The sequence below is a fragment of the Burkholderia sp. JPY481 genome (assembly GCF_038900515.1).
In the GTDB taxonomy this organism is placed as follows: Bacteria; Pseudomonadota; Gammaproteobacteria; order Burkholderiales; family Burkholderiaceae; genus Paraburkholderia; species Paraburkholderia youngii.
This window is the reverse complement of sequence record NZ_JAYMRT010000013.1, coordinates 215,305-238,870: the sequence shown is the minus strand read 5'-3', so window position 1 is coordinate 238,870 and position 23,566 is coordinate 215,305. Positions and strand designations below refer to the sequence as shown.

At 65.7% G+C, this 23,566-nt stretch carries 18 protein-coding genes; 6 read left to right on the top strand and 12 right to left on the bottom strand.

The features are described from left to right. The first annotated feature begins 460 nt into the window (after positions 1 to 460). Positions 461 to 1,870 (top strand): nucleobase:cation symporter-2 family protein, encoded by a 1,410-nt coding sequence (locus VSR82_RS27635; protein ID WP_429458039.1) that lies wholly within the window; start codon positions 461 to 463, stop codon positions 1,868 to 1,870. Positions 1,871 to 1,986: 116 nt separating this feature from the next. Here the strand turns inward: VSR82_RS27635 and VSR82_RS27630 are convergent, their stop codons facing one another. From VSR82_RS27630 to VSR82_RS27620, 3 genes are read right to left on the bottom strand one after another with little or no spacing between them, the layout of a single operon-like run. After that, positions 1,987 to 3,501, bottom strand: a complete 1,515-nt coding sequence (locus tag VSR82_RS27630) for an efflux transporter outer membrane subunit (protein WP_498858246.1) — start codon at positions 3,499 to 3,501, stop codon at positions 1,987 to 1,989. Position 3,502: 1 nt separating this feature from the next. Further along, a complete protein-coding gene (locus tag VSR82_RS27625) occupies positions 3,503 to 6,733 on the bottom strand; it encodes an efflux RND transporter permease subunit (protein WP_368583955.1) in 3,231 nt (1,076 codons plus the stop codon). 18 nt (positions 6,734 to 6,751) lie between these two features. Beyond that, positions 6,752 to 7,975 carry an efflux RND transporter periplasmic adaptor subunit gene (locus VSR82_RS27620; protein ID WP_429458034.1) on the bottom strand — a complete coding sequence of 408 codons (1,224 nt, stop codon included), beginning with the start codon at positions 7,973 to 7,975 and terminating at the stop codon, positions 6,752 to 6,754. Between the two features lie 426 nt (positions 7,976 to 8,401). Between VSR82_RS27620 and VSR82_RS27615 the strand changes: the two genes are divergently transcribed. Beyond that, positions 8,402 to 9,043, top strand: a complete 642-nt coding sequence (locus VSR82_RS27615; protein WP_368583957.1) for a TetR family transcriptional regulator — start codon at positions 8,402 to 8,404, stop codon at positions 9,041 to 9,043. Between the two features lie 94 nt (positions 9,044 to 9,137). On the opposite strand, the gene VSR82_RS27610 is transcribed toward VSR82_RS27615, so the two are convergent. Beyond that, positions 9,138 to 9,776 carry a cysteine hydrolase family protein gene (locus VSR82_RS27610; protein ID WP_429458031.1) on the bottom strand — a complete coding sequence of 213 codons (639 nt, stop codon included), beginning with the start codon at positions 9,774 to 9,776 and terminating at the stop codon, positions 9,138 to 9,140. 174 nt (positions 9,777 to 9,950) lie between these two features. On the opposite strand from VSR82_RS27610, the gene VSR82_RS27605 reads away from it, so the two are divergent. Next, positions 9,951 to 10,946: a helix-turn-helix domain-containing protein gene (locus VSR82_RS27605; protein WP_429458028.1), complete on the top strand. Its 996-nt coding sequence runs from the start codon at positions 9,951 to 9,953 to the stop codon at positions 10,944 to 10,946. Positions 10,947 to 11,053: 107 nt separating this feature from the next. On the opposite strand, the gene VSR82_RS27600 is transcribed toward VSR82_RS27605, so the two are convergent. The 6 genes from VSR82_RS27600 to VSR82_RS27575 form a co-directional block, all read right to left on the bottom strand. Then, positions 11,054 to 11,788 (bottom strand): SRPBCC family protein, encoded by a 735-nt coding sequence (locus VSR82_RS27600; protein WP_429458026.1) that lies wholly within the window; start codon positions 11,786 to 11,788, stop codon positions 11,054 to 11,056. 34 nt (positions 11,789 to 11,822) lie between these two features. Further along, positions 11,823 to 12,203, bottom strand: coding sequence for a DUF427 domain-containing protein (locus tag VSR82_RS27595; RefSeq protein ID WP_013090413.1), 381 nt, complete (start codon positions 12,201 to 12,203; stop codon positions 11,823 to 11,825). A gap of 147 nt (positions 12,204 to 12,350) precedes the next feature. After that, positions 12,351 to 12,845: a carboxypeptidase regulatory-like domain-containing protein gene (locus VSR82_RS27590; protein ID WP_429458024.1), complete on the bottom strand. Its 495-nt coding sequence runs from the start codon at positions 12,843 to 12,845 to the stop codon at positions 12,351 to 12,353. A gap of 266 nt (positions 12,846 to 13,111) precedes the next feature. After that, entirely contained in the window at positions 13,112 to 14,638 is a 1,527-nt protein-coding gene (locus VSR82_RS27585) for a DegQ family serine endoprotease (RefSeq protein WP_429458022.1), read from the bottom strand. 168 nt (positions 14,639 to 14,806) lie between these two features. Beyond that, complete coding sequence (locus VSR82_RS27580; protein WP_429458020.1) at positions 14,807 to 16,105, bottom strand: ATP-binding protein; 1,299 nt, start codon at positions 16,103 to 16,105, stop codon at positions 14,807 to 14,809. A gap of 4 nt (positions 16,106 to 16,109) precedes the next feature. Then, a complete protein-coding gene (locus VSR82_RS27575) occupies positions 16,110 to 16,772 on the bottom strand; it encodes a response regulator (RefSeq protein WP_429458018.1) in 663 nt (220 codons plus the stop codon). A 315-nt stretch (positions 16,773 to 17,087) separates the two neighbouring features. On the opposite strand from VSR82_RS27575, the gene dacB reads away from it, so the two are divergent. The 3 genes from dacB (at position 17,088) to VSR82_RS27560 (ending at position 21,195) form a co-directional block, all read left to right on the top strand. Beyond that, complete coding sequence (dacB, locus tag VSR82_RS27570) at positions 17,088 to 18,671, top strand: D-alanyl-D-alanine carboxypeptidase/D-alanyl-D-alanine endopeptidase (RefSeq protein ID WP_429461833.1); 1,584 nt, start codon at positions 17,088 to 17,090, stop codon at positions 18,669 to 18,671. Positions 18,672 to 18,859: 188 nt separating this feature from the next. Further along, positions 18,860 to 19,870, top strand: coding sequence for a sterol desaturase family protein (locus VSR82_RS27565; RefSeq protein WP_410848569.1), 1,011 nt, complete (start codon positions 18,860 to 18,862; stop codon positions 19,868 to 19,870). A 95-nt stretch (positions 19,871 to 19,965) separates the two neighbouring features. Beyond that, on the top strand, positions 19,966 to 21,195 hold the full coding sequence (locus VSR82_RS27560; protein WP_429458016.1) for an SGNH/GDSL hydrolase family protein: 1,230 nt from the start codon (positions 19,966 to 19,968) through the stop codon (positions 21,193 to 21,195). 106 nt (positions 21,196 to 21,301) lie between these two features. Here the strand turns inward: VSR82_RS27560 and VSR82_RS27555 are convergent, their stop codons facing one another. Next, complete coding sequence (locus tag VSR82_RS27555) at positions 21,302 to 22,351, bottom strand: L-threonylcarbamoyladenylate synthase (protein ID WP_498858245.1); 1,050 nt, start codon at positions 22,349 to 22,351, stop codon at positions 21,302 to 21,304. 10 nt (positions 22,352 to 22,361) lie between these two features. Continuing rightward, on the bottom strand, positions 22,362 to 23,558 hold the full coding sequence (locus tag VSR82_RS27550) for a 5-(carboxyamino)imidazole ribonucleotide synthase (protein WP_429458011.1): 1,197 nt from the start codon (positions 23,556 to 23,558) through the stop codon (positions 22,362 to 22,364). Between the last annotated feature and the right edge of the window lie 8 nt (positions 23,559 to 23,566).

The window sequence follows — 23,566 nt, the reverse complement described above, 5'->3', positions numbered from 1 at the left end:
ACGTTGAAATGAGGATGAGGAAAGAGCCCGCGAGGCTGGCGACGAGACCGGCAAGTGGAGCAAATAAACCTGGCCGCGGCGACACCGAGAACGCCCGGCGAACGGGTCGAAAAACTCGCGGAAATTAGCCCGTTCGCGGGTTAACCCCGTCGTGCGGCGAGCGTCGTCAAAACTGGACTATGCGGGAAGCGTGATACACGCCATTGATTCTCACACATATCCCCGCCGGCGACGAAGCCGCGCCGCGCACGCGACGCACCGCGTCGGCAATCGCCGCCGCATAGGGCTCGCCGCCGCTGCACTGCTGATCCGCGCCACGCGTGGCTTCGATTTGCCTTTCAAAATAGGCCTGTGCATATCGTCGCCGGGAATGCCGGAATAGCCACGTATGGTCTTGTTGCGGCTTTTCGTCCCCGATACCTTGGAGTCATCCCAAAACGAGATGGTGGAGACAGACAATATGCAAGCGAACACGGTTCACCCGTGCGACGAGCGCCTACCGGCCGGCCAGTTGCTTACTCTCGGCATCCAGCACGTGCTGGTCATGTACGCTGGCGCGGTCGCGGTGCCGCTGATCATCGGCGCCGCGCTGAAGCTGCCGAAAGACCAGGTCGCGTTCCTGATCAGCGCCGATCTCTTTTCCTGCGGCATCGCCACGCTGATCCAGACGCTCGGACTGTGGATCTTCGGCATCCGTCTGCCCGTCATCATGGGCTGCACGTTCGCGGCCGTCGGCCCGATGGTCGCGATCGGCACTAATCCTTCGCTCGGCCTCCTCGACATCTTCGGCTCGACGATCGCGGCCGGCGTGATCGGCATTCTGCTCGCGCCCGCGGTCGGCAAGCTATTGCGCTTCTTCCCGCCGGTCGTGATCGGCGTGGTGATTTCGGTGATCGGTTTGTCGCTGATGGAAGTCGGCATCAACTGGGCGGCAGGCGGTGTCGGCAATCCCGAATACGGCAATCCGGTCTACCTCGGCCTGTCGCTGCTCGTGCTGACGCTGATCCTGCTGATCAACAAGTTCGCCAGGGGTTTCGTCGCCAACATCTCGGTGCTGCTCGGCATCGTCGCGGGCTTCGCGATCGCGCTGATGCTCGGCCGCGTCAACCTGGACGGCGTCATGCACGCGCCGTGGGTCGGCTTCGTAATGCCGTTTCACTTCGGTCTGCCGCACTTCGATCCGCTGTCGATCGCGACGATGGTCACCGTGATGTTCGTCACGTTCATCGAATCGACCGGCATGTTCCTCGCGGTCGGCGACATGGTCGATCGTCCGGTCGATCAGAAAACGCTGGTGCGCGGCTTGCGCGTCGATGGTCTCGGCACGCTGATCGGCGGCATCTTCAACTCGTTCCCGCATACGTCGTTCTCGCAGAACGTCGGACTGATCGGTGTGACCGGCGTGAAGAGCCGCTTCGTGTGCGCGATGGGCGGCGTGATCCTCGTGCTGCTCGGCCTGTTTCCGAAGATGGCGCAGGTGGTCGCGTCGGTGCCGGCGTTCGTGCTCGGCGGCGCGGGCATCGTGATGTTCGGCATGGTCGCGGCGAACGGCATCAAGGTGCTGTCGCGCGTCGACTTCGTCAGGAATCAGCACAACCTGTTCATCGTCGCGGTCAGCATCGGGCTCGGCCTCGTGCCGGTGGTGTCGCCGCACTTCTTCTCGCAACTGCCGCCGGCGTTGTCGCCACTGCTGCACAGCGGGATTCTGCTCGCGTCGGTGTCGGCGGTCGTGCTGAACCTGATCTTCAACGGCGTGAAGAGCGAGAAGAAGGCGAAGAGCGAGCTTCGCCGCGCCGGGCACGATCTCGACAGGAGCGCGGGCAGCGAGCCGCAGGGCAACGAGATGCTGCGGGCGGCGGATCTGCACTGAGCCCGTCGATGCATCGCTGATGCTTCACGCGGCACCGAGCGCCGCGCATAAACAGAAACGCCACGGCATGCCGTGGCGTTTCTGTTTTGCTTCAGCGTTTCATCAACCTGCCGGGCTCACCCCGCGGTCGCCGCCGATGCCGCGACCGGCGCGCTCGCTGCACCGTAGTCGACCGGCGCGTCGGCGGGACGCGGCTGGTCGCCGTTGTGCTCGATCCAGCCGCCGCCGAGCGCCTGATACAGCGTGACCAGGTTCTGCAGACGCTCCATGCGCGCGGTCACCAGCGCCTGCTGAGCCACGTACAGCGCGGTCTGCGCGGTCAGCACCGACAGATAGCTGTCGACACCGTTCTTGTAACGCAGGGTCGACAGATCCAGCCGGCGCTGCTCGGCCGCGACATCCCGCTCGAGCGCCGCGATCTGCTCGTCGTAGGTGCCGCGCGCGGCCAGTCCGTCCGCCACTTCACGGAAGGCCGTCTGGATCGCCTTTTCATACGTGGCGATCTGCACGTTCTTCTCGATGTTGGCGAGATCGAGGTTGGCCATGTTCTGACCGCCCTCGAAGATCGGCAGCGTGATCGACGGCGCGAAGCTCCATGCCGCCGAACCCGGCTTGAACAGCCCGCCGAGCGTGGGACTCAACGTGCCGGCGCTGCCGGTCAGCGTGACCCGCGGGAAGAACGCGGCGCGCGCCGCGCCGATGTTCGCGTTGGCCGCGAGCAGATTCTCCTCGGCTTCCATGATGTCCGGACGACGCGTCAGCAGATCGGACGGCAGGCCCGCCGGAATATCCGTGAGCAGATTCTGGTCGCTCAGCGGCAGGCCTGGCGACAGATCCGCCGGCAACGGCTCGCCGATCAGCAGCACCAGCGCGTTATCGGCCTGGGCCCGCAACCGCATCTGCGACTGCAGGTTCGCGCTCGCGGTCTCGACGACCGTTTGCGACTGGCGCAGATCGAGTTCCGAACCCGTGCCGTTGTCGAACTGCAGTTTGGTGATCCGGTATGACTCCTGCGCCGTAACCAGCGTGCTCTGCGTGACCTTCAGCAGATCGTCCAGTTCGAGCACCGTCATGTACTGGTTCGCCACCTGCGAGACCAGCGAAATTTCCGCGGCCTTGCGCGCCTGCGCGGTGCCGAGATACTTGGCCAACGCCTGATCCTTCAGACTCTGCACGCGCCCGAAGAAGTCAATTTCCCACGACGCGTTCAAGCCCACCGAATACGTGTTGGAGATCGTCACGCCGGTGAACGTCAGGTCCTTCGGCGTGCGCGACCTGCTTTGCGAGGCCGCGGCGTCGAGCGTCGGGAACAGACCCGCACGCACGATGCGGTACTGCGCCGCCGACGCCTGCATGTTCAGCACCGACACCCGCAGATCGCGGTTGTTCTTCAGCGCGATTTCGATCAGCTGCTGCAGACGCGGATCGACGAAGAAGTTGCGCCAGCCGATGTCGGCGGCGGCCTGGCCGTTCGCGCTGCGTGCGCCCTGCGCGCCCGGCTGCTGGTCGTACACGCCGCCGGTCGGGAAGGTCGCCGTTACGGGCGCCGCGGGCCGCTGGTAGTGCGGCGCCAGCGTGCAACCGGTGGCGAGCAGCGCGACCGCCACTGCAATCAAAGAGTGTTTTTGCATCTCAATGCCCATCCTTGCCCGAGCCATTGCCATTCGACCCGTCGGTCGTGCCACCCGTCGCACCGCCTTGCGGATCGTGCGGATGGTGCTGTTCGTAGTGGCGCAGCGCCTCATCCGGGTCTTCCTTCTCACCGCCGAACTTCGCGCGAATCACGACGAAGAACATCGGGATCATGAAGATCGCGAGGAAGGTCGCCGTCAACATGCCGCCGATCACGCCGGTACCGATCGCGTGCTGGCTGGCCGAGCCCGCGCCGTTACTGATCGCGAGCGGCAGCACGCCGAGAATGAACGCGAGCGAGGTCATCAGAATTGGTCGCAACCGCAGACGCGCCGCTTCGAGCGCGGCCTCGATCGGCCCCATGCCTTCGCTCTGCTGTAGTTCGCGCGCGAATTCCACGATCAGAATCGCGTTCTTCGCCGACAGACCCACGGTGGTCAGCAGACCCACCTGGAAGAACACGTCGTTCTCGAGCCCGCGCAGCGTCGCAGCCAGCAGTGCGCCGATCACGCCGAGCGGCACCACCATGATCACCGAGAACGGAATCGACCAGCTTTCATACAGCGCCGCGAGACACAGGAACACGACGAGAATCGAGATGCCGTACAGGATAGGCGCCTGCGAGCCCGACTGACGCTCCTGCAGCGACAGACCCGTCCACTCGTAGCCGATACCCGCCGGCAGCTTGGTGACGATCTGTTCCATCGCCACCATCGCCTGACCGGTGGACTTGCCCGGCGCGGCAGCACCCTGGATTTCCACCGACGAGATACCGTTGTAGCGCTCGAGCTTCGGCGAACCGAAGGTCCACTCGGTGTTCGTGAAGGCCGAGAACGGCACCATCGCGCCTGCGCCGTTGCGCACGAACCAGGCATTCACGTCTTCCGGTTTCATCCGGAACGGCGCGTCGCCCTGCAGGTACACCTTCTTGATCCGGCCGTCGGTGTCGAGGAAGTTCTGCACGTACGCCGAGGCCCAGGCGATCGAGAACGTCTGGTCGATTGAGGAAAGCGACACGCCGAGCGCCGAAGCCTTCTCGTGGTCGATGCTCACTTTGAACTGCGGCGTATCGTTCAGGCCGTTCGGACGCACCTGCGCGAGCGTCGGATCTTTCGCCGCCAGACCGAGCAGCATGTTGCGCGCTTCCATCAGCTTCGCGTGACCGATGCCCCCGCGGTCCTGCAACTGGAAGTCGAAGCCCGCCGCGGTGCCGAGTTCAGGAATCGACGGCGGATTGACCGGGTACACGACCGCGTTCTTGTAGCTGCTGAAGTGCATGAACAAACGCCCGACCAGTGCCTGCACCTTCTGGTCCGCGTGCTGGCGCTGCGCGTAATCCTTCATCCGCACGAACACGAGACCCGCGTTCTGGCCACGGCCCGCGAAGCTGAAGCCGTTCACCGTGAAGGTCGATTCGACGATCGCCTTCTCGTCGTTCAGCAGGTAGTCCGACACGTCCTTCAGCGCGCGCGCGGTGGTTTCCTGCGTGGAACCCGACGGCGTTTGCACCAGCACGAACATCGTGCCCTGATCTTCGTCGGGCAGGAACGACTTCGGCAGACGCACGAACAGCAGCCCCACCGCGAAGATCACCACCATGTAGATGATTAGCCAGCGGCCCGAGCGCTTGATCACGTGGTGCACGCCCGAGTGATATTTGTCGCGGCTCTTGTTGAAGGTACGGTTGAACCAGCCGAAGAAGCCGGTGGCTTTTTCGTGATGCCCCTTCGGAATCGGCTTCAGGATCGTCGCGCACAGCGCCGGCGTCAGAATCAACGCGACGAGCACGGACAGCACCATCGCCGCGACGATCGTCAGCGAGAACTGCCGGTAAATCGCCCCCACCGAGCCGCCCGAGAACGCCACCGGCACGAACACCGCCGACAGCACGAGCGCCACGCCGACGAGCGCGCCGGTGATCTGACCCATCGCCTTGCGGGTTGCTTCGCGAGGGGATAAACCCTCCTCCTGCATCACCCGCTCGACGTTTTCCACCACCACGATCGCATCATCCACCAGCAGGCCGATCGCGAGCACGAGACCGAACATCGACAGCACGTTGATCGAGAACCCGACCACGCTCATGATCGCGAACGTACCGAGCAGCACCACCGGCACCGCGATCGTCGGAATCAGCGTGGCACGGAGGTTCTGCAGGAACAGGTACATCACGAGGAACACCAGCACGATCCCTTCGAGCAGCGTCTTGACCACTTCCTCGATCGACAGACGCACGAACGGCGTCGTGTCATAGGGGTACTGCACCACCAGACCGTGCGGGAAGTACTTTGACAGTTCGGCGATCTTCGTGCGCACCGCCTTCGCGGTGGCGAGCGCGTTGGCGCCCGTGGCGAGCTGGATACCGAAGCCTGCCGTCGGCTGACCGTTGTACTTGGTGTCGAAGTTGTAGTTTTCGCCGCCGAGCTCGATGTGCGACACGTCGCGCAGACGCACCTGCGAGCCGTCCTGGTTCACCTTCAGCAGAATGCTGCCGAACTGCTCGGGCGTATTGAGCAGCGTGGCCTGCGTAATCGTGGCCTGCAGCACCTGGCCGGGCACCGACGGCGTGCCGCCGAGCGAGCCGCCCGCGACCTGCACGTTCTGCGCCTGCAGCGCACTTTCGACGTCGAGCGGCGTCAGGCCGAAGTTGTTCAGCTTGTTCGCGTCGAGCCAGATCCGCATCGCGTACTGTGAGCCAAACAGCGTCACCGTGCCCACGCCGTCGATACGGCTGATCGGATCCTGAATGTTCGACGCGACGTAGTTCGCGAGGTCGTACTTGCTCATGCTGCCGTCGGTCGACACGAACGCCATCACCATCAGGAAGCTGCTGCTCGACTTCGTGACTCGGGAGCCGAGTTGCTGCACCGCCTGCGGAAGCAGCGGCGTGGCGAGCTGCAGCTTGTTCTGCACCTGCACCTGGGCGATGTCAGGGTTGGTGCCGGCCGCGAACGTCAGCGTGATGGTGGCCGTGCCCGAGTCGTCAGAGGTCGACGCGAGATACAGCAGGTGGTCCAGACCACTCATCTGCTGCTCGATCACCTGCGTCACGGTGTTTTCCACCGTCTTCGCCGAAGCACCCGGATAGGTTGCGCTGATCTGGATGGCCGGCGGCGCGATGGTCGGGTATTGCGCGATCGGCAGTGTGAACACCGACGCGAGACCCGCGAGCATCAGGATGATGGCGATCACCCATGCAAAAATCGGGCGATCAATAAAGAACTTTGCCATGAGGCGGGCTCCCTGTTATTACGCGCCCGAAGCGGCGGAGGCAGGCTGAGCCGCGGGTTGAGCTGTCTGGGCGCCGCCCGCGGCCGCGTCGGACGCCGGGTTGCCGGGCAGCTGCGCCGGCACGGGCTTGACCTGCTGGCCGGGCCGCGCCTTTTCGGTGCCCTGGACGATCACGCGGTCACCCGGCTTCAGCCCGTTCGACACCACCCAGTACGAGCCGAAGGTGCCAGAGGTGACGAGCTGACGGAGCTCGACCTTGTTGTCGTTGTCGACGACGAGCGCGGTGGGCTGACCCTTCTGGTCGTGCGTGACGCCGACTTGCGGCACGATCAGCGCGTTCTGGTTCACGCCCTCTTCGATCTTCGCGCGCACGAACATGCCCGGCAGCAGCACGTGGTTCGGGTTCTTGAAGATCGCGCGCACCGTGACCGAGCCAGTGCCCGGATCGACGGTCACGTCGGTGAACTGCAGCTTGCCCTTCTCGGAATAGATGCGGCCGTCCTCCAGCACCAGCGTGACCTGCGCGGCGCCCGGGCCGGTCGTCTTCAGACGCCCTTCCTGCATGTCGCGGCGCAGCTTCAGACCATCGAGGCTCGATTGCGTGAGGTCGACGTACATCGGATCGAGCTGCTGGACCGTGGCCATCAGCGTGGCCGCGCTCTGCTGCACGAAGGCGCCCGGCGTGACCTGCGACACGCCGATCTGGCCGGTCACGGGCGAGGTCACGTCGGTATAGCCGAGGTTGATCTGCGCGGTATCGACCGCGGCCTTGCCGGCGGCGACGTCGGCGGCGGCCTGGCCTTCGGCGGCGACCGCGTTGTCGTAGTCCTGCTTGCTGACCGCGTTCGCCGCGACCAGCACCTTGTAGCGACTGGCCTGTGCGGTGGTCGTCACGAGGTTCGCCTGCGCCTTCGCGAGCGATGCCTTCGCGTTGTTCAACGACGCGATGAAGGGCGCCGGATCGATCTTGTACAGACGCTGGCCGGCCTTGACCTCGCTACCTTCGGTGAACTCGCGGCGCAGCACGATGCCGTCGACCCGCGCGCGCACTTGCGCGACGAGGAAGGCACTGGTACGGCCGGGGAGTTCCGTGACGACGGGAACGGTCGTCGGCTGAAGGGTGACGACGCCGACTTCGGGCGTCTGGGGCGGCGGGGCAGATTGTTTTGGTCCGCACGCCGCCAGCAAGATGGCAGCCGTCGCGGCACTGATTAAGCGGAATGGAACCCGTTCGACGCGCATGGAGCGACCTCTGTCAAAGACTGAGAATGAAAAAGTGCGCGCATCCCTACCCCGGGGACGACAGCGCACACAAGCGTCTCTCGACGCTCAACCGGAAGCCCACGGATGCAAACCTGCGCCTGCAGGGCGCCCTGCTATGAATGCGCCATACCGGGGAATGCCGCACAGCACCGCCGTTTGGCGGCTGCGATAGCGTTTTGGAAGACAACAGTGACGGATATTAACCGGTCGTCACGGCTTGGGCTATCCGATCGTGGGGTGCTATTATATATACATTCACGAATGCATGTAAAAGTGCGTTTATATCTTCCAGGGATCGGGGCTCGCAAATTCGCGTCGCAATTCGGTGCAGAAATAGTCAAATTGGCATCAGGCCGACTTAAAAACGCCCGCATAAACCCCAGGATCAGCGCAGGTCATACCAATATGGTCAGAAGAACCAAAGAAGAGGCGCTGGAGACGCGCAACCGCATTCTCGACGCGGCCGAACGGATCTTCTTCCAGAAGGGCGTATCGCGCACGTCGCTGGCCGATATCGCCCAGGCCGCGGGCGTGACGCGCGGCGCCATTTATTGGCACTTCGCACACAAGAGCGAGCTCTTCACCGAAATGTTCGACCGCGTGCTGCTGCCGCTCGACGAACTGAAGGCGGCATCGCTCGATCCCAACGAAATCGATCCGCTCGGGCGCATCATGGAAATCTGCGTGGTTTGCCTGCGCGACACCGCCAACGATCCCCGCCGCCGCCGCGTGTTCGACATCCTGTTTCTGAAGTGCGAGCTGGTCGAAGACATGGGGCCGGTGATGGAACGCTATCAGACCAACATGCGCGAGGGGCTCGCGAAGCTCGAGGGCGGTCTGCGCAACGCGATCTCGAAAGGCCAGATGCCCGCCGACCTCGACACGAAGCTTGCCGCGGCGATGGTGCACGCGTTCGTCGGCGGCTCGTTGCGCGACATGCTGTTTTTGCCCGACGCAACCGACTTCGGCGCGCACGCGCAGCAGATGGTGCAAGTGATGTTCGACGGCTTGCGCGTCAGTCCGGCGTTGCGCAGAAAGGCGGCGTAGGAAGCGCGCTAGCGTTGAGGATTGGCGCAGCGGGCGGTTCGGTGAACCGCCCGTTTTCTATTTGTGGACCGGACCACCCGCCTGCGCGCCGGGTTCAGGCAACCGCCCGGCGCGCTCGCGCCGCCTGATTCGACGCATAGATGTTGCCGCGCTCGAGCGGCGCGCCGCTCTTGAGCGCCGCGATCCACTGATCGGTGCTCGCGACCGCTGCGAACCGCGACTGCAGCACCACGCTGAACACGCGATGAATCTCTTCCGCGCTCGCGAAGCCCGCACTGTTTTCGTACGGCACCGAGCCGGTCGCGTCGTGCAGGAACTCGACGGCGAGGCCGGCATGCACCGCGTGGTTGATCGTCGACGCATCGCAGTTGTGGGTCATGTAGCCGGTTACGGTCAGCGTATCGATCTGCCGGGCGGCGAGCCAGTCGGCCAGATCGGTGCCGGCGAATGCGCTCGGCAGTGACTTCTCGACGAAATGATCGTGAGCGCGCGAACTCACGACCGTGTGCAGTTCCGCACCGGCACTGCCGCGCGCGAACAGCGGCGAAGTGGCGGGCGCGACGTTCTGCACGACGACGACCGGCACGCCGGCGGCGCGCGCGGCATCGATCGTGCGACCGATGTTGGCGAGCGACGTGCGCACGTCCGGAAATTCGATCGGCAGGTCGCCGCTCACGTATTCGTTCTGCACGTCGATGACGATCAGCGCACGGCGCGGCGCGGGTGTGCTCATGGCAAGGCTCCTTGTCAGAAAAACGGTCAATGGCGCGCGCCCAGCGCGATGGCTGCGGCGCGACGGCAATGACGGGATTGTTGCGCCGCTGTCTGCGCGCCGACAGCGGCCCGGATGACAAGCTTCGCTAGAATCGGGCCATACTTCTGGCATTTCATGAATGAGGCGTGCGGCATGACCACCTTCGCAACTTCCGACGATATCTCCGCTCAGGTGCCGCGCCACGTCGTCGCCGTCGTCGCGTTCGACCGCATCAGCCCGTTCCATCTGTCGGTGCCATGCGTGGTGTTCGGCGAGGACCGCCGCGGCGGCGGTGTCCCCGCCTTCGACTTCCGCGTCTGCGCCGCGGAGACCGGCGCGCTCGCGACGACCGCGGGCTTCTCGATCGCGGTTACGCACGGACTCGAAGCGCTTGCCGACGCGCAGACGATCATCGTGCCGAGCTGGCGCGACCCCGACGAAACGCCGCCCGCCGCGCTTCTCGATGCACTGAGGGCCGCGCACGAGCGCGGCGCACTGCTCGTCGGCCTGTGCCTCGGCGCTTTCGTGCTGGCCGCGGCGGGCATCCTCGATGGACGGCCCGCTTCGACGCACTGGGCCTGGGCCGACGACTTCGCGCGCCGGTATCCGCGCGTGCGGCTGGACCCCGACGTGCTGTACGTCGACGACGGCAACGTGCTGACCTCGGCCGGCACCGCCGCCGGCCTCGACTGCTGCCTGCACGTGCTGCGCAAGATTTGCGGCGCACGGGTAGCGAACCACGTCGCGCGCCGGCTGGTCGTGTCGCCGCATCGCCAGGGTGGTCAGGCGCAATACGTGCAGCAGCCGATGCCGCCGAATCCGCGCGGCGATCGTCTGTCTGGTCTGCTCGACTGGGTGAGCGGCAACCTGGCCGCGCCGCATACGCTCGACACACTGGCCGCGCGCGCGTTGATGAGCCGCCGCACCTTCACGCGACGCTTCCGGCTCACGACCGGCACCACCGTCGGCGCGTGGCTGCTCGCGCAGCGGCTCGCGCGGGCGCAACAACTGCTGGAAAGCACCGACGAGTCGGTCGAAGCGATCGCGGCGAGCGCCGGATTCGGTTCGGCCGCATCGCTGCGGCAGCATTTCGCGGACGCGTTTCGAACGTCGCCTAGCGCTTGGCGGCGGGAGTTTCGCGGGAATTAGATGACGGTGGCGGGAGCACCGCTATTTCGTAGTGGGCCACCGGAATTTCGTAGTCGCGCGGCGTGTTGCTCGCGCGTTGCATCCGGCGCTGCGCGCGACGCGCCGCGTCAATGCTCGCTGAGCCAGCGCGCGACATACAACAACAGCGCGACCAGAAAGATCATCCCGGCCCACGCCCAGTAGGGCACGACATGCTGACCAGGCTCTTGATGCGGCACGCCATGCGACCAGCTGTGCGACGCGCTTGCCGCGCGTCCGGGCAGCGCCTGGCCGTGCTCGATGCGGGTGCGCCGTGCGATGCCGCCGAGCGTGATCGGCCGCAAAAAAACGTACTGGCGACGCGGCGCCGCGCCGCTCGCGCGGTTCGGCCCCTTGCCGTGCTTGGCGCGCACGACCGCGTCGAACTCGGCGAAAAAGTCGTCGGCGATCTGCCGCAAGGCGTTCTCGAGCTGGCGCGTGGGCAACTCGGCGAGCGGACCCGACGACGTTGCCCACAACGTGTAATCGATGCGCGTGCCGCGCTCGCGCCCGTCGTCCGCGCGCAAACGCACTTCGATCTGACCGCGCAACGCGCCGATGCCCTCGGCTCGTGCCTTGAAGTTGATGGTGCGGCGCTGCGCGTCCGCCGGGCCGGAATCCTGGCCGGCAACGTGCGCGCGCGCCTGATAATGCGCGCGCAACGGGCCGAGCGGAACGGTCATCGTCAGCGCATATTCGCCGTGGGCGAGACGCACGAACGATTCGCAGTTGTCGAGGCTGGCACGCAACAGCGCGAGGTCCTGCAACGCGTCCCAGACCTCGGATGGCGGCAGTGGAATCCGTAACGCGTCGTTCAGTTCCATGACAACCTCCCCCGATGAACGCGCGACTGCGGGATCAGGACGTCTGATCGATGCGGTCGACGCGCGATGCGTAAAAAGCGAGATAGCCCTTGATGCGACTGACCTGCTCGAACGGCGCTTCGTAACACCACACAGCGTTCTCGATCACGCCATCTTCGGTGCGCAGATGGAAGTACGATGCGTCGCCCTTGAACGGGCAATGCGACGTGTGTGTCGAGCGTTCGAGCCGGGCCATATTCACGTGCTCGCGCGGGAAATAGAACACGTCGGCGAGGCCGGTCTCCGATAGCGTCAGCGCAGCCTGGGTGTCGGCCATCGTCACGCCGCCGTGAATCACGCGCACGCGATGGCCGTTGTCGCGAATCACGATGGTATGGCCGTCGGGCCGCTCCGCAGATGTCGACGCATCACTCATGTCCAGGCTCCATGGTGGGGTGGGCGCTGCACTACCGGCTGTTGCCGCATGAACGGCAAAGCCACGGGACACGCCCGTGGCTTCATTATCGGCCAAACTCCGGCCGATTGCGCGCGCTTCCTGCGCCGCGGCGGACGGATCGAGCCGCTACTTCACGTTCCAGGTGAACGCCGATTTGACGTTGCCGTGCGCGGGCACACTGACCGAGCGCGTCTGTTCGCGGTCGTTGTAGTTCGCGTGCACCGTATAGCTGCCGGGGCTCAGGCGCACCAGCATGAATGGTCCGCGCGACGTCGTGTTCAGCACTTCGCTGTTATGTGCATCCACGATGCGCACGTGCACATCGGCCAGAAAATCGGCGTTGGGTCCGGTGAAACGCAAGGTCAGTGGCCACTGGGTTCGCGCTTGTCGCAGCGCCCGCGATTCGTCGAGGCCGACACCGCCCGATACGTACGATACGTCGCCCTGCTGCTGGACTTGTGGCAGACCGCCGCCGTTGGTGTTGCCCGCGCTGGTGTTGTCGGTCGTCGAGCCACCCGTTACTCCCGCCTGCTGCGCGTATGCGCCGCCCGCCAGTCCGAGCGTGAGCGCCACGCACAGCGCGGCGGCTACGATCTTTTGCTGCTTGCGTTGCATTTCCATCAGTTCGCTCTCCTTGTTCGAGTCCTTGCTCGGACCCTGAACGGGTTAAGCAACCTACGTGCCAACCGCCCGGCAGCGTCAACCAACATGCATCACCATCGTGGCATCAAGCCGCCTGACGCCCCTCGGTCTGTCCATGCCGCTCGCGGCAGCGCGGTGGATAGGCGAAAAAAAGCCGGTCCTTGCAGTAAATGCAAAGGACCGGCAATCGCTACTACAGCTCAAACTGGGGTGGGCGATCCCTTCGAAACGCCCGGGTAACTGGATCAGCCGAGGTCAACAGGCACGAAAATCTGCGCGTTGTCCCGCTGGATCAGCAGCGCAATGCTGTTGCCTGCGCCCGAGATCATCTGCTTCAACTGATCGATGTTCGTGACCGGACGGCCGTTGACCGCGAGAATCACGTCGCCCGCCTGGATGCCGGCGCTCGCCGCCGCACCGCCCGCCTGCTGCACGAGCAGACCGTGCGACACCGACGCGCTGCTCTTCTCTTCCGGCGTCAGCGGCCGCACCGCGACCCCGAGACGGCCTTGCAACTGAGTCTGCTGATCGGTCTTGCTCGCCGACGCGACCTTCGCGTCCGAGAACGAACCAATCGTCACCTTCAGGTCCTTGCTGGCCTTATCGCGCCACACTTTCAGCGTCGCCGAACTGCCCGGCGCGAGGCCTGCGATCTTCGACGGCAGATCCGTCGAATCGTTGACTTCGTCGCCATTCACCGACAGGATCACGTCGCCCGGCTGCAAGCCAGCTTTGGCCGCCGGACCGTTGGCGTCGACCGAACTGACCAGCGCGCCTTGCGGCTTCTGCATGCCGAACGACTCGGCGAGCGTCTGGTTCAAGCCCTGCACTGCGACGCCGAGGCGTCCGCGGCTCACGTGACCGGTCTTAACGAGATCGTCCTTGACCTTGATCGCCTCGCTGATGGGGATCGCGAACGACAGACCCTGGAAGCCGCCCGTCTGCGAGTAGATCATGGAGTTGATGCCGATGACTTCGCCTTGCAGATTAAAGAGCGGACCACCCGAGTTGCCTGGGTTCACCGGCACATCGGTCTGGATGAACGGCGTGTAGTTTTCGTTGGGCAGCGTGCGCGACTTCGCGCTGATGATGCCCGAGGTCACGGTGTTGTCGAAGCCATACGGCGAGCCGATCGCGACGACCCACTGACCAACCTTGCTCTGGCGCGGATCGCCGATCTTCACGGTCGGCAGATCGCTCGCGTTGATCTTCAGCACGGCGACGTCGGACTGTTTGTCGGCGCCAACCACCTTCGCCTTGAACTCGCGCTTGTCGGTGAGCTTCACGGTGACGACGTTCGCGCCATCGACCACGTGCGCGTTCGTCAGAATGTAGCCGTCGTTGCTGATGATGAAACCCGAGCCGAGGCTCGAGCTCGGCTGGTCGGGCAAGTCGCCGCCGTCGCCGCCATCGCCGCCTTGCATGCCAGGCACGCCGCCGAAGAACCGCTTGTAGAACTGATAGAAAGGATCGTTCGGATCGATCGGCAACTGGTTGCCATGGCGGTTGCCGCCATTACCGCGCATCGCCGCTTGCTTGACCACGTGCTTCGCGCTGATGTTGACGACGGCCGGACCGTAGGTCTCGACGAGACCGGAGAAATCGGGGATACCAGTTTTGGCGGCAGCCTCGGCCGGCATCATCGCGGCGGCTTCCGCCGGCGAGATGATCTGCGGTGCGGGCACATCGCGATGGCCCGCCACATAGCCGGCTGAAAGCGCAGCGGCCACAGCTACCGCAACGGCGCCGCGGGACAAGGTTTTCGCGTTCATCATGAGCTCCTGACTGGAGAAAGTGACTTTGGATGTCGAGGAGCGTAAGGGGCGTCACTTAAAAGAATCTTAAGCAGCGCCAGATCGCGGGAACCTTATCGGACCGCCCGCAACAGCCCGTCGCAACGGCATGAACGCCGGTTTTGGCCGAACAGTAAACCACCATGCTCAAAAGCGGACGATGACCTGTAAACCACCGGCCGGCGAATCATCGAGCGAGACTTGAGCATGATGTTGCGTGGCGATCCGGCGCACGATCGCGAGACCGAGGCCACTGCCCGCCACGTCGGTGCGCGCGCGGTTCGCGCCCGCTCCCGCGCGATAGAAGCGGTCGAATACGCGCTCGCGATCGGCCGGATCGATGCCGGGGCCGCTATCGGCGATCCGCACCACCGGACGGCCGTCCTCGACGCGCAGGCTGACGTCGACACTGCCGCCGCGCGGCGTGTACTTGGTCGCGTTGTCGAGGAGGTTGTTGAACATCACGCGCAGCGCTTCGGCGTCGCCGGTCACGCTGGCAGGCTCGCTCGCCTCGATGCCGAGGTCGACGCCGCGATTCAGCGCGAGCGGCGCGTAGGTCGCGACGCACTCCTGAAGCAGCTCGCGCAGATCGAGCGCCCCGGCGACGGCGGCGCCGTCCGGCTCGGCGCGCGCGAGCGCGAGCAGTTGCTCGGCGAGCCGCGTCGCGCGCGTGACGCCCGCCTGCAAATCCGCGAGCGCTTCGCCGCGGGCCGTGTCGTCCTTGGCTCGCGCAACCAGTTGCGCCTGAATCTGTACCGCGGCAAGCGGCGTGCGCAATTCGTGCGCGGCATCGGCAACGAAAGCTTTCTGGATATCGAGCGCGGTCGCGAGCCGTTGCAGCAGCCCGTTCAGCGCCCGCACGAGCGGCCGCACTTCGAGCGGCAGACGCTGATCGGGCAATGGATCAAGCGCTTCGGGATGACGCAAGTCGAGCGCGCTCGTCACGCGCCGCAGCGGCTGTAGCCCACGGCCGACGATCACCCACACCGCGAGCCCGAGCAGAGGCAGCAGCACGATCAGCGGCCACAGCGTGCGCAGCGCGACATCGGCGGCGAGCCGGTTGCGCACCGACAGCGGCTGCGCGAGCTGCACGACGTTATCGCCGACGATCGCGCCATACACGCGCCATTCGCCGCGGTCGGTGCGCTCGGTCGAAAAACCCAGTTCGGCGCGCGGCGCGAGCGGCGCGCGCGGCCGCGAGTAATACATCAGCATGCCGTTGCGGTTCCAGATCTGAAGCACGATGCCCTCGTCGCCGGTATCGCGGCCGAGCACCTGCGAGAAAGGTTCCGCCGGCAGCGCCGCGGCGATCTGCTCGAGCTGGTAGTCGAACAGTTCGTTCGCTTCGGCGAGCGCCTGCCGGTAGATCAGCCAACCCGCGATGCCGACGCCGAGCAGCATGAGCGCCAGCAGCCAGAACAACAGTTGTCGGCGAATCGAGCGCATCGGCTCAGGCGTCCTTCGCGATCATGTAGCCCAGCCCGCGCACGTTGCGGATCAGATCGGCGCCGAGCTTCTTGCGCAGCGCGTGGATATAGACCTCGACGGTGTTGCTGCCGATCTCCTCGCCCCAGCCGTACATCTTTTCCTCGAGCTGGCTCTTTGAAAGCACCGCGCCGGGCCGCGCGAGCAGCGCTTCGAGCAACGCGAATTCGCGCGCGGACAGCGCGACCGGCGCGCCATCGAGCGTCACCTGGTGCGACGCGGGATCGAGGGTCAAGTTGCCGTGGCGAATCGTCGAATCGCTGCGGCCGGCTTGGCGCCGGATCAGCGCTCGCATGCGCGCGCCGAGTTCGTCGAGATCGAAAGGTTTGACAAGGTAATCGTCAGCGCCGGCGTCGAGGCCTTTGACACGATCGGCCACCGCGTCGCGCGCGGTGACGATCAGCACCGGCAGCGCATTGCCGCGCGCGCGCAGTGCGCGCAGCACTTCGAGACCGTCGCGCTTGGGCAGACCGAGGTCGAGCAACGCGAGGTCGTAAGGCTGGGCGGCCGCCGCGTGCAGCGCCGCTTCGCCGTCCTCGACCCAATCGACGGCAAAGCCTTCGCCGCGCAGCGCCTTGCGCACGCCTTCGGCGATCATCCGGTCATCTTCGACTAGCAGGATGCGCATGGTTGTCCGTTCCAAATCATTGGATGATGCCGCATTCTAGCGCCCGCTTCCGGCCTGCGCGGTGTGTGGCGCTTTTTTCACCGCAGCGTCGCAGCATGTCACTACAATGGGCGCTTTGCGTCGCGCGACGGCCGTTGGGCAGCGCGACGGCGCGCTACCGCGCCATCGAACCGCCCAGCTTGCCGTTTCATTCTCCCGCGCACGCCGCGCGCAGCACACCTTGAAATCCCGCTCGTCCGTTCTCCCGTTCACCCGTTCATGACGCACGCTTTTCTGTCTTCCGTCGCACGCCCTATGGCGCTGCGCTCGCGCCGTATGCTCCATCGCGCAGTCTTCATGCCTAACCGCTTCGCGACGCGCGCGGCCGTCTGGCTCTGCGCCGCCGCGCTCGGCGCGGGCGCGCTGCTGCCGCTGGCCGCGCAGGCACGCATCAAGGCCACCCATCCGAGCGTCAACGTCACGACGGTACTGCCGCAACCGGTGATGGCCGGTCTGCACCGCGCGCACGTGCCGTTGTCGTCGATCAGCGTGGTCGTCGAAAAGGTCGGCGATCGCACGCCGATCCTCGCGCTGAACGCCGGCAAGCCGATGATGCCCGCCTCGACGATGAAGCTCGTCACCACCTATGCAGGCCTGTCGATCCTCGGCCCCGGCTACCGCTGGCGCACCAGCGCATACGCGGACGGCCCGCTCGACGCGAGCGGCGTGCTGCACGGCAATCTGTACATCCAGGGCACCGGCGACCCGAAGCTCGTGCCCGAAGAGCTGATCGACCTCGTGCAGAAGATTCACAAGGCGGGCATCAACGGCATCGACGGCGCGCTGGTGCTCGACAAGCGCTACTTTGATCCGTCGACCCGTGACCTGCCCGCGTTCGACGACGACGTGAACGCGCCGTACAACGTCGGCCCCGATCCGCTTCTGTACGCGTTCAAATCGCTGTCGTTCACGCTGACGCCATCGCCGGACGGCACAGTGGCGATCGACGTGCTGCCCGCGCTCGCTCAGTTGCGCATCGACAACCAGTTGCGCGCGACGAACGGCCCATGCCGCGGCGAACTGCCGACGCCGACCGTCACGCCACAGCCTGACGGCACACTCGTTGCGTCGTTCATCGGCGACCTGCCGGTGCGTTGCGACTCGCGCACGATCAACGTCGCGGTGCTGGATCACTCGACGTTCTTCGCGCGCGGCTTCCTCGCGCTGTGGCAGCAAACTGGCGGCACCTTCACGGGCACGATCCGCGAAGGCGCGGTGCCCGTCGGCGCGAAGCTCGTCGCGACGCATGAGGGGCCGATGCTGTCGGACATCGTTCGCGACATCAACAAGTTCAGCAACAACACGATGGCGCGCAACCTGTTCCTGACGATCGGCGCCGCCGAGGAAAGGGCGCCCGCCACACCCGCGAAAGCCGCGCGCGCGGTCGAGGCTTTCCTGACGCGCGACAGCCTGAACACCGAATACCTATCGCTCGACAACGGCTCGGGCCTGTCGCGCGACGAACACATCACCGCGCTCGCGCTCGCCGATGTGCTGCAGCGCGCGAACGCGAGCCCGGTCGCGCAGGTGTTCGTCGATTCGCTGCCGATCGCCGGTGTCGACGGCACGATGCGCAACCGCCTGACCAGCCAGGGCGCGGGCGGCAACGCCCATATCAAGACCGGCACGCTGCGCGACGTGCGCGCGATCGCGGGCTACGTCGCATCGGCCGACGGCAACAGCTACATCGTCGTCAGCCTGATCAACGATCCGCATTCGGAAGCGGCGCGCGCCGCGCACGACGCGCTGCTCGAATGGGTGTACGAAGGCCCGTCGCAGGGCTTCACGAAGGTCTCCGCGCCCATCGAGGAAGTGCGCGAGAAGCCCAGGAAAAACCCGCGCAAGCGCGGCGGCCACTGAGTATTCCTTCTAGCGATGCCGCGCGCGGCAAGCTTCTAACCGTGTACGCTGTCGGGCAACATGCGGTGCGCGACATCACGCGCTTGCCGCGCAGGGCGCCGGTCGTCGGACCGCGCGACCTTCACCAACGATAACGACACCACCCGCCGCGTACCGCGCGGCGGTCAGGGACCAGGAAGGGAGACACGATGCAATTCGATGCCGAATTGCTGCTGCTCGCCATGGCGCCCGTCTTTCTTGCCTGCATCGGCTGGGAGGCGTGGCACGCGAGCCGCACGCGCCCGGCCGAGAGGCTCTACAGCTGGCGCGACACGCTGTGCAACGCCGCCCTCGCGCTGCTGCAGCAGGCGGCCGACAAGCTCGCATGGCTCGCGATCATCCCTGTCTACGCGTTCTTCTACGAGCACTACCGCATTCATACATGGCCGGCGACGTGGCTGTCGTTCGTCGTGCTGTTCGTCGCGCAGGACCTGCTCTATTACGTGTTTCATCGCTGCAGTCATCGGGTGCGCTGGCTGTGGGCCGCGCACGTCGTGCACCACTCGTCGGAGCGGATGAATTTTTCGACCGCGTTCCGCCAGAGCCTGATGTATCCGATCTCCGGCATGTGGGTGTTCTGGATTCCGCTCGCGTTCCTCGGCTTTGCCCCTAAGCAGATCGTCGCGATCGTGCTGATCAATCTCGGCTTCCAGTTCTTCGTGCATACGCAGGTGATCGGCAAGCTCGGCTGGCTCGAGTACGTGTTCAACACGCCGTCGATCCATCGTGTGCATCATGCGCGCAACGATCGCTACATCGATCGCAATTACGCAGGTGTACTGGTGATCTGGGATCGCCTGTTCGGCAGCTACGTCGACGAAGATCCGCACGAGGCGCCGCAGTACGGCATCGTCGAGCCGCTTTACACGTACAACCCGCTGAAGGCGACGTTTCACGAATGGGCGTCGATGGCCGCGGACTTCGCGAGCGTGCGCGGCTGGCGCAACAAGTGGAGCGCGCTGTTCGCGCCGCCCGCCTGGGCCGCCGCTTATCATGCGCAGCAGCGCGCGGTGTTGCCTGGCGGCGCCAGCGGCCTCCACGCGGGATCGAACTTGCATACGCATGCGGGTACGAACGACATCATGAGCAAAGCTTCCGCCGAACTACCCGGCTTGAACACCAACCATACGGCCGCGCTGCGGACATCGCGCAGGCCGTAGAAGATTCTGTAAGCTGTCGTCACGCCGCCAACGCGGTGGACGCCGCCTGCAACGCATGGCATCAAGGGCCACATATAAGAGGAGATGTAGTCAACATGAATCAAACCGCTTCGAAGAAACAGCAATGGTTGCGCGTCACGCAGATCGCCGTGGCGAGCGCCGCGTTCGCCGCGCTGGCGGCATGCGGCGGTGGCGGCGACAACAATAGTTCGAGCAGCAACACGCCGCCGGGGGGCGTCTCGCTGCAGGTCGTGTCGTTCGGCGACAGCCTGTCGGATGTCGGCACCTACCAGGCCGCGGTTCAGGCGAACGTCGGCACGGGCGGCGGCCGCTTCACGACCAATCCGGGCGAAATCTGGACGCAGAAGGTCGCCGAGTACTACGGCGGCACGCTCACCCCCGCCTACGTCGGCGGCTTCGGCAACCCGCTCACCGCGGCGGGCGGTCTCGGTTATGCGCAAGGCGGATCGCGTGTCGATTTGCAACCGGGCATCGGCTTCGCGCCGAACAGCATGGCCGCGACTACGGTGCCGGTCACGACACAGGTCAGCCAGTATCTGTCTGCGCACAACAACAGCTTCAATGGGAACCAGCTCGTGCTGATCAACGGCGGCGCGAACGACATCTTCATCGCGGTGCAAACGATCTCGGCTGCCAGCGCGCAAGCGGCGGCAACGGCGGCGGCGGCGATCGCAAACGGCGCCAACCCGGCCGACGCGCAGGCGGCAGCAACTGCCGCGATCCAGTCGGTCGCGCAGGCCCAAGGAGCGGCGATCGTGACCGCGGCGACCAAGTTCGTCGGCACAGTGCAAAAGATCGTCGCCGCGGGCGCGCAACATGTGGTGGTGTCGAACGTGCCTGATATCGCGAAAACGCCGCAAGGCCTCGCCGCGGGCCCACAAGGCCTGGCAGTCATCGACGGGCTGGTCCAGGCCTACAACAGCGTGCTGAAGCAAGGCCTCGCGTCGACCTCGCAGGTGATCTACCTGGACTCGTACACGTTGCTGGACCAGACGTTGGCCAACTATCAGGCGCTCGGCTTCACCGTGTCGAATACGGGCACCGCGTGTAACTTGGCGTCGATGAACGCGGCCGCGACCGCCTACGCGACGAAGAACCCGAGCGTGCTCGCATCCGGTCAGACGCCCGCGGATTTCGGCAACTTACTCGCGTCGTCGCTGTTCTGCTCGCCGCAGACCTACACGGTGGCCGGCGCGGACCAGAGCTACGTTTTCGCCGACCTCGTGCATCCGAGCACCCATACGGGCGCGCTGATCGCGCAGCAGGTCGAGAAGCAAATCGCTGCTAGCGGGCTTGGCAAGTAACACAGCGTCAAGCTTGCCTGGATAGCAAAAGGCCCGGCTCGTTGAACGAGCCGGGCCTTTGCCTTTTTCGGGTAGCCGCGCTATGCACCGCAGCGAGCCGATCGCATCAGTTCTGCGCTTCGAATGCCGCCGCCGCGCGCCCGAGCCGATCGTTGACCGCGATCCATTCGATCGTGTCCGGCAGCTTCTCGATCAGAATTCGCGTGACGTTCGCGCGATCGAGCGCGCGCAGCAAGCCGTAGAGTTCGCGTGCATAGACGTGCGGATCTTCCGGCGCGGCGACGAAATGCACGCCGTCGGCATCGGCCCACTGTCCCGCACGCGACGCGCGCGCGACCAGCGCGACGCGCTCGCCCTGCTCGCGCACCGCGAGCAGCGGCTCGAGCTCGCTGAACGGCAGCAGCGCGAGCGGCGTGCGCGGCGCGTAATGCGCTTTCAACGTGCCCGACGCGCGTGGCGCGGTCGCGTCCGACCCGTCGGGCAGACGCGGCGCGTCGCCGAGCACGTCGGCGATATCCTGCGGCGTCACGCGACCTGGCCTCAGCAGCGCCGGAAAGCCGCGCGACAGATCCAGAATCGTCGACTCGATGCCGACATCCGACGCGCCGCCATCGAGCACATGAATCGCGCTGCCGAACTCGTCGCGCACATGCTGCGCGGTGGTTGGGCTCACATGTCCGAAGCGGTTGGCCGACGGCGCGGCGACGCCGCCATGCCCGCTGCGCAACGCGCTGAACGCTTCGAGCAACGCCTGCGCAACCGGATGCGACGGGCAGCGCAAGCCCACCGAGTCCTGTCCGCCGCTGACCGCCGCGGGTATGCGCGCGGCGCGCTTGAGGATCAGCGTCAGCGGTCCCGGCCAGAATGCGTCGATCAGGCGCTGTGCATCGGATGGCAAATGTTCGACCCAGTAGTTCGGATCGCCGTGCGGCGCGAGATGCACGATCACCGGATGATTGGCCGGCCGCCCCTTCGCCGCGTAAATGCGCGCGACCGCGTCCGGGTTCTCGGCATCGCCGCCGAGGCCGTACACGGTCTCCGTCGGAAACGCGACCAGCCCACCCGCGTCGAGCAAGGCCGCCGCCTGCTCGATCTGCGCCGCGCTGACCGGCAACGCGTTGGTAGCGTCCTCGGCGGGTTTCTGTTGATCCGGCATGGCGCGCGCTTCAGCTGGTAGCGATATGCAGCAGCCGCGCGCAATCGCGCGCCGCCGTGCGGGCTTCTTCGAGCGTCGACGCGGTGAAGTTCACGTGACCCATCTTGCGGCCGCAACGCGCCTCTTCCTTGCCGTACAGATGCAGGCGCGCGGCCGGCATCGCCGCGACTTCCTGCCACGGCGGCGTGACCGCCGCGCGCTTCGGACCGTCCGGGAACCACACGTCGCCGAGGATGTTCAGCATCACCGCCGGCGAATGCTGGCGCGTGTCGCCGAGCGGCATGCTGGTCATCGCGCGCACCTGCTGCTCGAACTGGCTCGTCGCGCACGCGTCGACCGTGTAGTGGCCGGAGTTGTGCGGACGCGGCGCCATTTCGTTGGCGACCAGCGAGCCGTCTTCGAGAACGAAGAACTCGACGCACAGCACGCCGACATAGCCGAGCTTCCCGGCGATCTGCAGCGCGGCCTGTTGAGCCTGCTGCACGAGCGCGGGCGATGCGTCCGGCGCGGGAACGATGGTGTGCGACAGCACGCCGTCGCGATGGGTGTTCTGCGCAAGCGGATAGACAACCGACGCCCCGCTCGCCGTGCGCGCGATCAGCGCCGACACTTCGAACTTCAGCGGCAGGCGCTTCTCCAGCACGCACGGCACGCCGCCGAGCGATGCATGCGCCTCGCGCACTTCCTCGGCGTTGCGCACGCGAACCTGGCCCTTGCCGTCGTAACCCATGCGCGCCGTTTTCAGGATGCCGGGCAGCACCGCTTCGAGCTCGGCATCGCCCAGCGCCGCAAGCGCATCCGACGACTCGATCACGACGTGCGGCGCAACCGTCACGCCCGACGACGCGATAAAGCGCTTCTCGGCGATCCGGTCTTGCGCGACGGCGACGCAACGCCCGGCCGGGCTCACGAAGGTAGTCTTGCCGAGAAAGTCGAGGCTCGCGGCCGGCACGTTCTCGAATTCGGTCGACACCGCCGCGCACAGCCGCGCGAGTTCGGTCAGCGCCGCTTCGTCGTCGTAGGCTGCGCGCAGGTGGCGGTCGGCGACCGCGCCGGCCGGGCTGGTTTCGTCCGGATCGAGCACGGCGACGCGATAGCCCATCGCCTGGGCGGCAAAACAGAACATGCGGCCGAGCTGGCCGCCACCGACCATGCCAAGCCATGCGCCGGGCAGAATCGGTGAAACCGGTGTGTTGTCTGGGTTCATCTTGGTGG

What these genes read in the sequence shown, in the direction of transcription:
- VSR82_RS27635 (WP_429458039.1), top strand. Translation starts at nt 461, where the DNA reads ATGCAAGCGAACACGGTTCACCCGTGCGACGAGCGCCTACCGGCCGGC.
- VSR82_RS27630 (WP_498858246.1), bottom strand. Translation starts at nt 3,501, where the DNA reads ATGCAAAAACACTCTTTGATTGCAGTGGCGGTCGCGCTGCTCGCCACC.
- VSR82_RS27625 (WP_368583955.1), bottom strand. Translation starts at nt 6,733, where the DNA reads ATGGCAAAGTTCTTTATTGATCGCCCGATTTTTGCATGGGTGATCGCC.
- VSR82_RS27620 (WP_429458034.1), bottom strand. Translation starts at nt 7,975, where the DNA reads ATGCGCGTCGAACGGGTTCCATTCCGCTTAATCAGTGCCGCGACGGCT.
- VSR82_RS27615 (WP_368583957.1), top strand. Translation starts at nt 8,402, where the DNA reads ATGGTCAGAAGAACCAAAGAAGAGGCGCTGGAGACGCGCAACCGCATT.
- VSR82_RS27610 (WP_429458031.1), bottom strand. Translation starts at nt 9,776, where the DNA reads ATGAGCACACCCGCGCCGCGCCGTGCGCTGATCGTCATCGACGTGCAG.
- VSR82_RS27605 (WP_429458028.1), top strand. Translation starts at nt 9,951, where the DNA reads ATGACCACCTTCGCAACTTCCGACGATATCTCCGCTCAGGTGCCGCGC.
- VSR82_RS27600 (WP_429458026.1), bottom strand. Translation starts at nt 11,788, where the DNA reads ATGGAACTGAACGACGCGTTACGGATTCCACTGCCGCCATCCGAGGTC.
- VSR82_RS27595 (WP_013090413.1), bottom strand. Translation starts at nt 12,203, where the DNA reads ATGAGTGATGCGTCGACATCTGCGGAGCGGCCCGACGGCCATACCATC.
- VSR82_RS27590 (WP_429458024.1), bottom strand. Translation starts at nt 12,845, where the DNA reads ATGGAAATGCAACGCAAGCAGCAAAAGATCGTAGCCGCCGCGCTGTGC.
- VSR82_RS27585 (WP_429458022.1), bottom strand. Translation starts at nt 14,638, where the DNA reads ATGAACGCGAAAACCTTGTCCCGCGGCGCCGTTGCGGTAGCTGTGGCC.
- VSR82_RS27580 (WP_429458020.1), bottom strand. Translation starts at nt 16,105, where the DNA reads ATGCGCTCGATTCGCCGACAACTGTTGTTCTGGCTGCTGGCGCTCATG.
- VSR82_RS27575 (WP_429458018.1), bottom strand. Translation starts at nt 16,772, where the DNA reads ATGCGCATCCTGCTAGTCGAAGATGACCGGATGATCGCCGAAGGCGTG.
- dacB (WP_429461833.1), top strand. Translation starts at nt 17,088, where the DNA reads ATGCTCCATCGCGCAGTCTTCATGCCTAACCGCTTCGCGACGCGCGCG.
- VSR82_RS27565 (WP_410848569.1), top strand. Translation starts at nt 18,860, where the DNA reads ATGCAATTCGATGCCGAATTGCTGCTGCTCGCCATGGCGCCCGTCTTT.
- VSR82_RS27560 (WP_429458016.1), top strand. Translation starts at nt 19,966, where the DNA reads ATGAATCAAACCGCTTCGAAGAAACAGCAATGGTTGCGCGTCACGCAG.
- VSR82_RS27555 (WP_498858245.1), bottom strand. Translation starts at nt 22,351, where the DNA reads ATGCCGGATCAACAGAAACCCGCCGAGGACGCTACCAACGCGTTGCCG.
- VSR82_RS27550 (WP_429458011.1), bottom strand. Translation starts at nt 23,558, where the DNA reads ATGAACCCAGACAACACACCGGTTTCACCGATTCTGCCCGGCGCATGG.